The following is a 13260-nucleotide window of genomic DNA, read 5'->3' as shown; positions in this document are numbered from 1 at the left end:
ACGGCACTCCGCCGATCAGATGTCCCGGAAGATCTCGATCTGCGCCCCCACCGAGTTCAGCCGCTCCGCCAGGTCCTCGTACCCCCGGTTGATGACGTACACGTTCCGCAGTACCGACGTGCCCTCCGCCGCCATCATCGCGAGCAGGACCACCACCGCCGGTCGCAGCGCCGGCGGGCACATCATCTCGGCCGCTCGCCAGCGCGTCGGGCCCTCGACCAGGACGCGGTGCGGGTCGAGGAGCTGGAGGCGGCCGCCGAGGCGGTTCAGGTCGGTCAGGTAGATCGCGCGGTTGTCGTAGACCCAGTCGTGGATGAGGGTCTTGCCCTGGGCCGAGGCCGCGATGGCCGCGAAGAACGGCACGTTGTCGATGTTCAGGCCCGGGAACGGCATCGGGTGGATCTTGTCGATCGGCGCCTCCAGTTTGGAGGGCCGGACCGTCAGGTCGACCAGCCGGGTGCGGCCGTTGTCCGCGAAGTACTCCGCCGTACGGTCGTGGTCGAGTCCCATCTCCTCCAGGACCGCCAGTTCGATCTCCAGGAACTCGATCGGCACCCGGCGCACGGTCAGTTCGGACTCCGTGACGACCGCCGCCGTCAGGAGGCTCATCGCCTCGACCGGGTCCTCGGAGGGGGAGTAGTCCACGTCGACGTCGATGGTCGGTACGCCGTGCACGGTGAGCGTCGTCGTGCCGATGCCCTCGACCCGTACGCCCAGCGCCTCCAGGAAGAAGCACAGGTCCTGGACCATGTAGTTGGAGGACGCGTTACGGATGACGGTCACGCCCGCGTGCCGGGCGGCGGCGAGCAGCGCGTTCTCGGTGACGGTGTCCCCGCGCTCGGTCAGCACGATCGGGCGGCCGGGGGAGACGGAGCGGTCGACCCGGGCGTGGTAGAGGCCCTCCGTCGCCGCGATGTCGAGTCCGAACCGGCGCAGAGCGATCATGTGCGGCTCGATGGTCCTGGTGCCGAGGTCGCAGCCGCCCGCGTACGGCAGCCGGAAGCTGTCCATGCGGTGCAGCAGCGGGCCGAGGAACATGATGATGGAGCGGGTCCGGCGGGCGGCCTGGGCGTCGATGGCCGCCATGTCCAGCTCGGCCGGCGGCACGATCTCCAGGTCCACGCCCTCGTTGATCCACCGCGTCCGTACGCCGATCGAGTTGAGGACCTCCAACAGGCGGTACACCTCTTCGATGCGGGCGACCCGGCGCAGCACTGTGCGCCCCTTGTTGAGGAGCGAGGCGCACAGCAGCGCGACACAGGCGTTCTTGCTGGTCTTGACGTCGATCGAGCCGGAGAGGCGGCGACCGCCGACCACGCGCAGGTGCATCGGACCCGCGTACCCCAGAGAGACGATCTCGCTGTCGAGGGCTTCACCGATTCGAGCGATCATCTCAAGGCTGATGTTTTGATTGCCGCGCTCGATGCGGTTGACCGCGCTCTGGCTGGTGCCGAGCGCCTCGGCGAGCTGCGTCTGTGTCCAGCCACGGTGCTGCCTGGCGTCACGGATGAGCTTGCCGATACGTACGAGGTAGTCGTCTGCCATGAGGACGAGGTTATCTCAGATATGAGATGGCGCCTTCTGGGGAGTCCGTGCGGGTGACGTACCGTCAGCGGCGCTTGGCGGAACGGGTGCGGCGCCAGCCGAAAGGTCCGGGCAGATCCATGGACGTCGTACGGCGTCCCGTGCTGCTGTGGGTGTGTCGCGGCCCGTGGCTGCCGCCGCCGGTCGTGATCGACCAGGAGCCCTTGTTGATGTTCAGGCGTACGCCGGGAAGTATCCGGAAGCTCTTGCGGAAGGTGAGAGGCATAGGGGTCGGTTACCCCGGATCTGCGCGGTGATGGCCACATCACACCGCGTGTCCTTTGCCATCGAACTTAGTCGGCGAGGAGCTTCTGGCCAGCGGCGACTAAGTTCGATGGCAAAGGTGATGCGTCGTCGCAGGCACCCCTTGGTGGGCGGAGGAGATACGTGTAATAGCCGCCACTTCATAGCAGAGCCTGCCAGCAACATGCTGCGGTGGAGCCTACAGAAACCCGATACAGGCGGCTCCCGCGCGCGCGTACGCTGGCCGTGCCGCAGGCGTGACCACCTCCTCCGCCCGGCCAACCCTCCAGGACTTGATGTGAGTACGTCGTTCCCCTTCCTGCAGGACTGGATGGAAAACGCGCCGCAGGACCACCCGCTGGCCGACCTGATCGCCGAGGCCACCGGGAACACCCCCGCGGACAGCTCCGCCTTGGTCGTCGTCACGGCCTTCGAGAACATCATCGAGGCCCTGGAGAAGGCGAAACCTGAGCGTCGTGGCGGTGTACGCAGGGACTTCCGCAAGGCCCGCACCTTCGACGACCTGATGATCCCGCGAGCGGAGATGGTTGCCGGCGCCAAGCTCGCACGCGCCGGGGTCCCCTTCGACTTCGGCCAGCGCAACGGGGCCACCGATCCGGACCTGATGCTGCGCGACATGAACCTCGCCATCGAGGTCAAGGCCCGCCGTCTGGACGGCCTGCAAGACCTGCGAGACGAACTCCAGGCCGCCCTCGCCGACGTCACCCCGCCGGTCCTCGTACGCCTCATGCCTGACTCCCAGCCGCTCACCATCAAGTCCGCGACACGGGCCGAGGTGGTCGCGGAGACACTCCAGCGGGTACGCAGCAGGGACCTGGGCTCCCAGACCAAAGTCATAGACCAGCCCTGGTCGGCTCGCACACGTCTCCTGCTCAACATCGGGATCTACCAGGGCGACTACCTGCCGAACGGTTCGCTGGTCACCGTCGCCGGCGGCTTCTGGGGCGCAGAGCCGGGTCCTCACTTGATTGATGTGGAGGGCGAGGTGCTGGCCGCCCTGGAAGACGAGCAGAAGGTCCGGCAGGCCAAGACCAGGCCCACCATCCTTCTCTTCGACGCCGCCCGCACCGGCATGGCGTGGATTCGCTCCGAGCTGGTCTGGGCACAGCGTCTGGCGATGCGGCTGCCCGACACCACCCCGTTCGTGGGCGCGGCCGTGATGACACCGAAGCTCGACGACCCCGACGTGGGCATCTCCCTGGGGGTGCGCGAGAACCTGTCCGACCAGGACCGCGCCGCTGTGGACGACCTGGCCCACCGCCTCGGACTCACCGGAGTATGACGCGGCCGGCCCCGGCGTCGCGACCGAGGCAACGGGACATCGTTGAACCGGACATCGCGCGCCCCCTTGGACCACACCACCAGGAGGAACCAGTGTCAGACCCGCAACTGCTCACCCCCGAGGAGAAGCTCGCCGACGCGAAGAAGCTGTTGAGCCTCCCGCGCATCGTCGTGATCTGCGGCTCCACCCGCTTCATGGCCGAGATGAACGAGGCCGATCTGTGGGAGACCAAAGCCGGAAAGATTGTCGTCAAACCGGGCTGTGACATGAAGTCGCCGCACGACCTTTGGTCCGATCCTGTCGAGGCCGAGACGCTGAAGGTTCGACTCGACGATCTGCACCGGGCGAAGATCCGGCTCGCTGATGAGGTGCTCGTAGTCGGCGACTACATCGGAGACAGCACCCGAGCCGAAATCGCCTACGCCCGGTCGCTGGGCAAGCCCATGCGGTTCACGCACCCCGAAGTCGACCCTGACGCCTGACCGCCCGCTGCCACCTCGACAACCAGGGCCGGCAGCCGCCGCCTGACCGTCTCGCCGTGGCTTCGGCCGCCGCCCACCCCACACCCTCCGCGGGCATCCCTTGGGATTGATCATCTAGCGAGACCGAGCTGTGGTGATTCTGGCATTTCGGGCTTCGCGCCGGCGCTCTTCTTTGCGCTTCTTGCACATGTAGCCGTTCAAGGTGCCGTAGGAGATGGACGTGCTGTGCGTGTCCATGAGCTCGCACCAAATCTCTCGGGTGTTGAGTCCGGATGCGATCAGCGGCTCGATCAGATGCTGGAAACGCGTGATCACCGCTGGCCCGCGCACGGGGCGTTCTTCGAACGGTTGGGGCGGGTTGTCGAGGAAGTAGTAGATGAGCCGCTTCGAGACTCCATGACGGTGAGCGAGCGTTTGCAGGGGGACTGCGCCTTCCATCGCCTGCTGTTGGATCTGGTGCTCAGCGTACTGAGGCACCTGATCTCTGTACTTGCGTTCGAAACGGCCTGGCATCGGTTTGTAGCGCAAGCGGGGTGAACTCGCGTCGACAAGGGCTCGGTGCAGTACTTCCGGTGTGCGTCCGGAGACAGTTGAGAGTCGGTCGAGGCGAGGTTTCCCGAACCAGAAGGGTGGCCCGCTCAGGAAGGTGTGCAGGTAGCTGGGCTTGAGGTGATTGGCGCGGGCTAGGCGTCGGATGTAGGAGTCGGTGTTCTCACCCAGTCGTGGTGCGACTGGGACGGGGAGCCGTTGGAGAGGCGCGCCGAAGGTGTCGGTCATTGACGTGTCGCGTTCTTGAGCGGCGATGCGGAGGTCTGGGCAGCATGGTCGAGTTCGATTGCATCGAGTGATGTCTTGGTGATGCGCTCGGTCCCCGTGAGGATCGCGTCGATCGCGGCGCCCCGGATCGCGTGGGAGAGCGCGCCGATCATGCCGTCGGTTCGTCTGTGGAGGTAGCGGTCCAGCTTGACCAGACTTCCCGGTGGATGGTCGTGCAGGAGAAGGGTCTGCTCCATGGTCGCGACCAGGCCTTTCCATTCGGCGCCGTAGGGGAAGGGACGGGTGGGGACGAGGGTGAAGCGGCTCGCGATCTGGGCGCCGCGGGTGCCGGCCAGCAATTCGCTGGTTTCGAGGTTGATGCCCGCGTAGGCGAACGTCGCAGGGAGGCGTTCCGAGAAGTACTTCAGAGTGTCGGAGACCTCGGCACCGGCCCGTGTGACCTGCGAGACGTTGTGGATTTCGTCGACCAGGACCAGGCCGGTGCGGGTGTCCGTGCAGACGCCGACCACCGCTTCGATGATGTCGGTCATGTTCGATCTGGCCCTGACCGGCAGACCCAGGAAGCGCGCGAACTCGGCGGCGATCATGCGTGCGGTCGCCGCGGGCGGGACGGTGATGTAGAGCACCGGGATGCGGTCGGCGACGTTCGGGTGGCGGGCCCGGTCGAGGAGTTCGTGGGCGAGTCCGAGCTGGGTGAGGGCACTGGTCTTGCCGGTGCCGGGCAGCCCGGAGACCATCAGGCCGCGGCGGGCACTGATCGCGTGCCGGTTGAGCAGGACCAGCCGCCGCCCGCAGACCACCGTCTTCTCGACGAACGAGGTGGCGACCACGAGCATCCGGGCGTGATGGTCGAGCCGGTCCTCGTCATAGAGCACCCGCTCGACCGGAGACAGACCGTCCAGCTCGGTCGAGGTCGACAGAACGGGGGGACTGGGCGGGCCGGCGGCGAACCTCCGCCACCCCTCCAGGGTGGTCAGCTGCCGGTTGGCCTCGGCGTCCGCATCCTTGAGCGATGTGCGTCCGGTCGCTGGTTCGGAGATGGTCACGGACGCCTCCAGGGGTTGGCGAGCGGGTCGAACAGCCCCAGCGGGATGACCTTCGCGGACTCGGTGTCCGCCTGGTCGTCCCGGGCTTTTTCGGCGGTGGGCGGATCGGGGACCGGCCGGCCGGAGACAGTGGCCCGGGTCCGCGCGGCGACGCGCCGGGACCGTTTCGCCGCACGGTCCTCCCGCCGGTCCGGTCCGTCGTGGGTCCGCCGCAGTAGGTCTGCGGCGGCATCGGCGATCTGTTCCTCGGTCCCTCCCGGCACCTGTTCGCGGGCGTGGTCCCAGGCCAGCTCGCCGAACGGGACACCGACGCGGTGCAGGTGTTTCCAGAACACGGTGATCCACCGGGCCGGTTCGCTGCGGCGGTCGCGTACCCAGACCCGGGAGACGTCGTAGGGGTCGTAGTGGATCTCCCACAGCCCCTTCTTCTCCGCCACTCCGGAGTGCTGGCGGCGCAGCGGGACCAGCTCGGCGTCGTCGTAGGTGCGGTGGTTGATCCGGATGCCGTACGAGTTGATCGCCTGCCAGCGTTCAGGCAGCAACTCGACGTAGTCCTCGCCGCTGAACGGGGCCGGGACGTAGCCGCACGACTCCAGCAGCATCGCGTACTTCTCGTTCGGCGTGAACGCGCGCTTCGGTGAGTCCGGGTCCCGCAGCGCGTCGTGCGGGCGGTTCTGCCAGATGACGATCCACTCGTCCAGCAGGCCCTGGAGCTCGGGCAGGGACCACAGCGGTCCGTTCTCCAGGCCGTGGCCCCGGCGGTCCACCGAGCGGCCGGTGTAACCCGTCACGAACTGCGCGAACAGCGTCGCCACCGAACCCAGCGTCTTCTCGATCGCACCCTTCTCGAAGGGCGACGCCTTGTGCGTCGGCTGGAGGCTGATGCCCAAGTAGCGGCAGGACGCACGGAAGTTGTTCGAGATGAAGACCTTGCCGTGGTCGCAGACGATCGTGTCCGGCACGATCACCGGCCTTCCAGCCGCGTGCTGAAGCCGCTCGTCCAAGGCCATCAGACGCCGGTGCGGCAGCACCGATCTCGACATCCGAAGAGCTTCCGGCCAGCCAGGCCGCATCATCTCAGGGGTGATGCTCCGGGCCAGGAGAGCGGAGGCGTCGGCCGCTTTCGTTGTCGGCCGCAACACCGCGGCGGCCAGTGACCTGGTCGCCAGGTCGATCATGGCGGTCAGCTCGACCTTCCCGGCAATGCCGTCGTCCAGCCGGACCAGGACGTCCAGCGGCGTGGAGTCGATCTGCATCCACTCGCCCGGCGCGCAGGCCGGCACCTCCCCGAACGGCCTTGCCGGCCGAGCGTTCACCGAACGGCGTGTGGTCGCCGAGCCCGTCGCGTGAGTGCCCGCGGCCAGCTTGTCGAACAGCCGGTAGAGCGTGCGCTGAGAGGGAACCTCGATGTCCCGCGCGTCCTCACGCGTGGCAAGGATCTGCGTCGCCCGCCAGACCACGAAACCGATCGTCCTCGACGACGCCTCGGCCGTCTCGTCGATCGCCTGGCGCATCGCCTCGACCACCGCCGGGGCCACCCGGCCGAAGGACGGCATCTGCTTGGCCACCCGGCCGTCGGCCAGTCCGACCAGCCCGTCCCGCTGATAGCGCTGGCGCCGTTGCTTGACGCCGCTGGCCGTCATTGCGTGCCCGGCCGCCGTCAGCTCGGCAGCCTTGGCCCGCTCCCGCTGAGCCAGCGAGTTCCGTTCCGGGTCGAACTCCGGGCGCGGCACCGTCCCCGCAGGAGCATCCGGCGGCAAGCCGTCCAGCACCTCCAGAATGTGCCTCTCCCACCAACGGGCCTGTTCCGCAGCAGTCTGCGGGAACTCCGCGATCCTGGCCGACGCAGGCACCCGCCGTTCCTTTCCGGCCCGCGTCACCGAACACTTCCGTCCGCCAGGCGCACGACGGTGGACGGCCCCAGCAGCGCGATCGCCAGCCCCTCGGCGGCCACCTCGTGCAGCCAGAGGAGATGGAACAGGACGGGGAGCGTCTCAAGCCGGTCACCGGCTGCATCCGCGCCAGCCATCAACGGGGCCGGTTCCGCGAAGACCTCCCGGATACGGTCCACGACCGGCCCGCGTCGGCACCGGGGATGCCGGTAGCGCGACAGCCACCGCACGTTCGCTAGCAGCACTTCCTCCGGAACCCCGACCCGCTCGAAGCTCCATCCGGCCTGACGGCAGGCCCGGCGCGTCACCTCGAACGCCTCCGCGTCCTTCGGTTTGACCCGCTCATCGGCGCGGACGTCGACGACCACCGCCGAGCCGTCCGCGCGGCGTACGAAGTAGTCCGGCGCGTGCCGACGCTCACGCTCGCCGTCGTGCCAGTGCAGCCAGAACGGCTGCGAGGCGATCCCTGCCACCTCAGGATCGAAGTCCATCAGTACAAGCCGGTCCCGTTCCAGCCAGGACTCAAAGCCGACGTGCCGCCCGGTCGTCGCCGCCCAGTACCAGCCCGGGAAGTGACGCTCACCACGTGACCAGCGAAACGGCCGTACCGCGGCCACGTCCTCGAACCGCGCCGTCGCGCAGTCCAGGAGCGGACGCCGCCGACACGCGCGCACAGCATCCATGTACGACAGCTCAACGTACGGCTCCGCGAGCTCCACCCCGACCGGTACGGCCACCCAGCACCCCCCAGTACGTCCCCTCGTACGACTAGGTTCGCTGGCAAGGAAGCCGGAACGACTGGGTTCGCTGTCAAACGCCTCGATTGGATGACAGCGGACACCGCGGCCGGGCATGACCATTCGCCACCCATGCACTAGAGTTATCTCGACATCGAGATAACTGTGCCACTAAGGCTTACCTAACTTAGCCTGACCTTAGCGGATCGGCCAAGTGGTCGTGGCGGCAGGATGCGGTGGAACGCGCACATCAATGAAGGAGACTGTCGTGTCGGCGAACAGCTTCGACGCCCGTAGCACGCTCAGCGTGGGCGACGAGTCGTACGAGATCTTCCGGCTGGACAAGGTGGAAGGCTCGGCTCGCCTTCCGTACAGCCTGAAGGTGCTGCTGGAGAACCTGCTCCGTACCGAGGACGGCGCGAACATCACCGCCGACCACATCCGGGCCATCGGTGGCTGGGACTCGCAGGCGCAGCCCAGCCAGGAGATCCAGTTCACGCCGGCCCGCGTGATCATGCAGGACTTCACCGGCGTGCCCTGTGTCGTGGACCTCGCGACCATGCGTGAGGCCGTGAAGGCGCTCGGCGGAGACCCGGCGAAGGTCAACCCGCTCTCCCCGGCCGAGATGGTCATCGACCACTCCGTCATCGCCGACAAGTTCGGCACCAACGAGGCCTTCGCGCAGAACGTCGAGCTGGAGTACGGCCGCAACAAGGAGCGCTACCAGTTCCTGCGCTGGGGCCAGACCGCGTTCGACGACTTCAAGGTCGTCCCGCCCGGCACCGGCATCGTCCACCAGGTCAACATCGAGCACCTCGCCCGTACGGTCATGGTCCGTAACGGCCAGGCGTACCCGGACACCCTGGTCGGCACCGACTCCCACACCACCATGGTCAACGGCCTCGGTGTGCTCGGCTGGGGCGTCGGCGGTATCGAGGCCGAGGCCGCGATGCTGGGCCAGCCCGTCTCGATGCTCATCCCGCGCGTCGTCGGCTTCAAGCTCACCGGTGAGCTGACGCCCGGCACCACCGCCACCGACCTCGTGCTGACCATCACGGAGATGCTCCGCAAGCACGGTGTCGTCGGCAAGTTCGTCGAGTTCTACGGCGAGGGCGTCGCCGCCACCTCCCTCGCGAACCGCGCCACCATCGGCAACATGTCGCCGGAGTTCGGTTCCACCGCCGCCATCTTCCCGATCGACGGCGAGACCCTGAAGTACCTGAAGCTCACCGGCCGCAGCGAACAGCAGGTCGCGCTCGTCGAGGCGTACGCCAAGGAGCAGGGCCTCTGGCTCGACCCGGCCGCCGAGCCCGACTTCTCCGAGAAGCTGGAGCTCGACCTCTCGACGGTCGTCCCCTCCATCGCCGGCCCGAAGCGCCCGCAGGACCGTATCGTCCTCGCGAACGCCGCCGAGCAGTTCAAGACGGACGTCCTCAACTACGTCGACGCCGTGGACGAGGCGGGCAAGGAGTCCTTCCCGGCCTCCGACTCCCCGGCCGTCGCCCCGAACGGCGCGCCGTCCAACCCGGTCACCGTGACGGCCCCCGACGGTTCGACGTACGAGATCGACCACGGCGCGGTGACGGTCGCGGCCATCACCTCCTGCACCAACACCTCGAACCCGTACGTCATGGTCGCCGCCGCGCTCGTCGCGAAGAAGGCCGTGGAGAAGGGCCTGACCCGCAAGCCGTGGGTCAAGACCACCCTCGCCCCGGGCTCCAAGGTCGTCACCGACTACTTCGACAAGGCCGGGCTCACCCCCTACCTCGACAAGGTCGGCTTCAACCTCGTCGGCTACGGCTGCACCACCTGCATCGGCAACTCCGGCCCGCTGCCGGACGAGGTCTCCAAGGCCGTCAACGACCACGACCTGGCCGTGACCTCGGTGCTCTCCGGCAACCGCAACTTCGAGGGCCGGATCAACCCCGACGTCAAGATGAACTACCTGGCGTCCCCGCCGCTCGTCGTCGCCTACGCCCTCGCGGGGTCCATGAAGGTGGACATCACGCGTGACGCGCTCGGCGTCGACCAGGAGGGCAAGCCGGTCTTCCTGGCCGACATCTGGCCCTCCGAGGCCGAGGTCAACGACGTCGTGGCGAACGCCATCGGCGAGGACATGTTCAGCAAGTCCTACAAGGACGTCTTCGCGGGCGACGCCCAGTGGCAGGCCCTGTCCATCCCCGAGGGCGACACCTTCGAGTGGGACCCGCAGTCCACCTACGTACGCAAGCCCCCGTACTTCGAGGGCATGACGATGGAGACCACCCCGGTCTCGGACATCGCCGGCGCCCGTGTCCTCGCCAAGCTCGGCGACTCGGTCACCACTGACCACATCTCCCCGGCCGGTGCGATCAAGGCCGACACCCCCGGTGGCAAGTACCTCACGGAGCACGGCGTCGAGCGCCGTGACTTCAACTCGTACGGTTCCCGCCGTGGCAACCACGAGGTGATGATCCGCGGTACGTTCGCCAACATCCGCCTGCGCAACCAGATCGCGCCGGGCACCGAGGGCGGCTACACCCGCGACTTCACCCAGCCCGACGCGCCTGTCGCCTTCATCTACGACGCCTCGCGCAACTACATCGAGCAGGGCATCCCGCTGGTCATCCTGTCCGGCAAGGAGTACGGCTCCGGCTCGTCCCGCGACTGGGCCGCCAAGGGCACCGCGCTCCTCGGCGTCAAGGCCGTCATCGCCGAGTCGTACGAGCGCATCCACCGCTCGAACCTCATCGGCATGGGCGTGCTCCCGCTCCAGTACCCGGAGGGCGCCACCGCGCAGTCCCTCGGCCTCACCGGCGAGGAGACCTTCTCCTTCACCGGCGTCGAGGAGCTGAACAACGGCACCACCCCGCGCACGGTCAAGGTGACCACCGACACGGGCGTCGAGTTCGACGCGGTCGTCCGCATCGACACCCCCGGCGAGGCGGACTACTACCGCAACGGCGGCATCATGCAGTACGTGCTGCGCAACCTGATCCGCAACTAAGCGGCTCGGTAAGGCAGTTGAGGGCCGTATCCCCGGTGACGGGGGTGCGGCCCTGTGCTGTGCGGGGAGGCCACCGGTGCCAGGACATGGCCTGGGCTCAGGTTGAACACAGGGTTCCCCCAGGCAACCGGGACACGATCAGGACATGTCTGGCACTTCTGGGGTTCGCGGCGACCACGTCCGTGTGCTGATCGTCGACGACGAACCGGCGCTCACGGAGCTGTCGTGCGCGGCCGTGGCCGTCGCCGAGGCGGGCCGGCGCCCGTGCCCCGCCCTCGACGGCGAGAGCGCGCTGCGCCTCGCGCGCAGCTGGGCCCCGCACGCCGTCGTCCACGACGGCGTGCTGCCCGACCTCGACGGCCTCCAGGTGCTCCGCAGGCAGCTGCGCCACGAGAGCCCGCGGCTGCCCGTCCTCGTGCTCACCGCCCGGAAACAGCTCCCCGGCGAGGTGTGGACCAGCTGCTTCGACAGCGGCGAGAACCTCGCCGAGCCCGAGGTGTACATCTCCAGTCCGCGCCGCAAGATCGACAAGCTGCGGGCGCCGATGATCCGCACCGTGCGCGCACCCGGGTACGCGATCAGGGCGGGGGAGGACGGGAGATGACCGTACGACTGCGCGGGCGCTCACTGCGGACCCGGCTGCTGCTCTTCATCGGGGTCACCCTGGCCGTCGTGTGCGCCGCCATGGCGGTCGTCACCGCCTTCGCCCAGCACAGGTATCTGGTGGGCAGCCTGGACGACCGTGTCGCGGGCGCCGTCGCCCGCAGCCAGGGCGGTGCCGCGCTCCACCCCGAACTGGACACCGACCTCAGCTTCCTCGACGAGAACGGCCAGCCCGCCGGAACGCTGGCCGCCCGGCTCGACGCCGACGGCACCCTGCTCAGTGCGCGGGTCGTCGCCCGGGACGCCGCGCCGCAGGACCTGACCCCCACCCAGCGGGAGGCGCTCGCCGGCATCAGGGCCGACGGCTCGATGCACACCCGTGCCGTTCCGGGCCTCGGCACCTACCGGATCACCGCGGTCGGCGGCACCGCCGGCAACGGGGTCCGGGTGCTGACCGGGCTGCCGATGGACGACGTCCAGGAGATGATCCAGGACCTGGTGGTGGTCGAGGCCGTGGCGGCCGTGGTCGGACTGACGATCGCGGGCTGCGTCTGCGCGGTCGTCATACGGCGCCAACTGCGGCCCCTGGACCGGGTCGCCGCCACCGCGGTCGAGGTCTCGCGCGCGCCGCTGGGCCGGGGCGAGGTCATCGGGCTCACCCGCGTCCCGAATCGCGACACCGACCCGCGGAGCGAGGTGGGCCAGGTCGGAGCCGCCCTGAACCGGATGATCGACCACGTGGAGTCGTCGCTCGCCGAGCGCCAGGCCGGCGAGGAACGCATGCGGCGCTTCCTGTCCGACGCCAGCCATGAACTCCGTACCCCGCTCGCCTCGATCGCCGGATACGCGGAACTCATGAACCGGGGTACCCAGCGCATCGAGCCGACGCTGGCCTGGCGGCGCGTGTCGGCGGAGTCGGCGCGGATGACCGGGCTGGTGGAGGACCTGCTGCTGCTCGCCCGGCTCGACGAGGGGCGGCCGTTGCAGTCGGCCGAGGTGGACCTCGCCGCGGTGGTCGCCGAGTCGGTGTGGGACGCGCGGGCCGCGGGTGAGCACCACAACTGGCAGCTGGCGCTGCTCCTCGACTCCCCGGCACTGGTCGCCGGCGACGAGGTCCGGCTGCACCAGGTGGTGGCCAAGCTGCTGGCCAACGCACGGGTCCACACGCCCGCCGGCACGACGGTGGTGGCCTCCGTCGAGGTCGTGGACGACCGCTGCGTCATCCGCGTACGCGACGACGGGCCCGGCATTCCGCCGCACCTGCTCCCGTCCGTCTTCGAACGCTTCACCCGGGCCGACGTCTCCCGCGCCCGCAGCGGTTCCGAGGACGGGGGATCGGGCCTCGGCCTCGCCATCGTGACGGCCGTCGTGGCCGCGCACGGAGGCCGCATCGGCGTCGAAAGCGCCCCGGGGCACACCGAGTTCACGATCGAGCTGCCCACCGCGAGCCCGGCCCCGCAGCCCACGCACCGACCTGATCTCCGTACGGCCGTTCCGCGGTGAGCGCATCCGCACCCCGGAACTCCCGTCATCCGGGCCCGGCCCTTGTGCGTCAGGCGTTTACATCTTCACCCCGCGGCGCTAGCTTCGATGGAGAGTGAGGTGGG

At 68.6% G+C, this 13260-nt stretch carries 11 protein-coding genes; 5 read left to right on the top strand and 6 right to left on the bottom strand.

Annotated elements, in window-relative coordinates:
* Positions 1–15: 15 nt before the first annotated feature.
* Together STRTUCAR8_RS44635 and STRTUCAR8_RS44630 are read right to left on the bottom strand one after the other, a co-directional pair.
* Positions 16–1545 (bottom strand): helix-turn-helix domain-containing protein, encoded by a 1530-nt coding sequence (locus tag STRTUCAR8_RS44635; protein WP_006383096.1) that lies wholly within the window; start codon positions 1543–1545, stop codon positions 16–18.
* 64 nt (positions 1546–1609) lie between these two features.
* The gene (locus STRTUCAR8_RS44630; RefSeq protein ID WP_006383106.1) at positions 1610–1810 is read right to left on the bottom strand and encodes a DUF4236 domain-containing protein; all 201 of its coding nucleotides are present in this window, start codon (positions 1808–1810) and stop codon (positions 1610–1612) included.
* Positions 1811–2125: 315 nt separating this feature from the next.
* Here STRTUCAR8_RS44630 and STRTUCAR8_RS44625 point away from each other — a divergent pair, with 315 nt between their 5' ends.
* Both STRTUCAR8_RS44625 and STRTUCAR8_RS44620 read left to right on the top strand, forming a co-directional pair.
* A complete protein-coding gene (locus STRTUCAR8_RS44625; RefSeq protein ID WP_006383099.1) occupies positions 2126–3130 on the top strand; it encodes a hypothetical protein in 1005 nt (334 codons plus the stop codon).
* Positions 3131–3222: 92 nt separating this feature from the next.
* Entirely contained in the window at positions 3223–3612 is a 390-nt protein-coding gene (locus STRTUCAR8_RS44620; protein ID WP_006383102.1) for a hypothetical protein, read from the top strand.
* A 114-nt stretch (positions 3613–3726) separates the two neighbouring features.
* Here STRTUCAR8_RS44620 and STRTUCAR8_RS44615 read toward each other — a convergent pair whose 3' ends face one another.
* The 4 genes from STRTUCAR8_RS44615 to STRTUCAR8_RS44600 all read right to left on the bottom strand — a co-directional run bounded on the left by STRTUCAR8_RS44615 (position 3727) and on the right by STRTUCAR8_RS44600 (position 8064).
* Entirely contained in the window at positions 3727–4389 is a 663-nt protein-coding gene (locus tag STRTUCAR8_RS44615; RefSeq protein ID WP_006383103.1) for a hypothetical protein, read from the bottom strand.
* Entirely contained in the window at positions 4386–5435 is a 1050-nt protein-coding gene (locus STRTUCAR8_RS44610) for an ATP-binding protein (protein ID WP_006383100.1), read from the bottom strand. The genes STRTUCAR8_RS44615 and STRTUCAR8_RS44610 overlap by 4 nt, the downstream gene beginning before the upstream one ends.
* Positions 5432–6949 carry a Mu transposase C-terminal domain-containing protein gene (locus STRTUCAR8_RS44605; protein WP_100247792.1) on the bottom strand — a complete coding sequence of 506 codons (1518 nt, stop codon included), beginning with the start codon at positions 6947–6949 and terminating at the stop codon, positions 5432–5434. The genes STRTUCAR8_RS44610 and STRTUCAR8_RS44605 overlap by 4 nt, the downstream gene beginning before the upstream one ends.
* Before the next feature lie 362 nt (positions 6950–7311).
* The gene (locus STRTUCAR8_RS44600; protein ID WP_006383097.1) at positions 7312–8064 is read right to left on the bottom strand and encodes a TnsA-like heteromeric transposase endonuclease subunit; all 753 of its coding nucleotides are present in this window, start codon (positions 8062–8064) and stop codon (positions 7312–7314) included.
* A 268-nt stretch (positions 8065–8332) separates the two neighbouring features.
* Here STRTUCAR8_RS44600 and acnA point away from each other — a divergent pair, with 268 nt between their 5' ends.
* From acnA to STRTUCAR8_RS44585, 3 genes are all read left to right on the top strand, one after another.
* Entirely contained in the window at positions 8333–11050 is a 2718-nt protein-coding gene (gene acnA, locus STRTUCAR8_RS44595; RefSeq protein WP_006383101.1) for an aconitate hydratase AcnA, read from the top strand.
* Positions 11051–11195: 145 nt separating this feature from the next.
* The gene (locus STRTUCAR8_RS48850) at positions 11196–11654 is read left to right on the top strand and encodes a response regulator (RefSeq protein ID WP_044473968.1); all 459 of its coding nucleotides are present in this window, start codon (positions 11196–11198) and stop codon (positions 11652–11654) included.
* The gene (locus tag STRTUCAR8_RS44585) at positions 11651–13156 is read left to right on the top strand and encodes a sensor histidine kinase (RefSeq protein WP_006383098.1); all 1506 of its coding nucleotides are present in this window, start codon (positions 11651–11653) and stop codon (positions 13154–13156) included. The genes STRTUCAR8_RS48850 and STRTUCAR8_RS44585 overlap by 4 nt, the downstream gene beginning before the upstream one ends.
* Positions 13157–13260 lie beyond the last annotated feature (104 nt).

This window comes from Streptomyces turgidiscabies Car8 (assembly GCF_000331005.1).
GTDB lineage: Bacteria > Actinomycetota > Actinomycetes > Streptomycetales > Streptomycetaceae > Streptomyces > Streptomyces turgidiscabies.
This window is presented reverse-complemented; position numbering and strand designations above follow the sequence as displayed.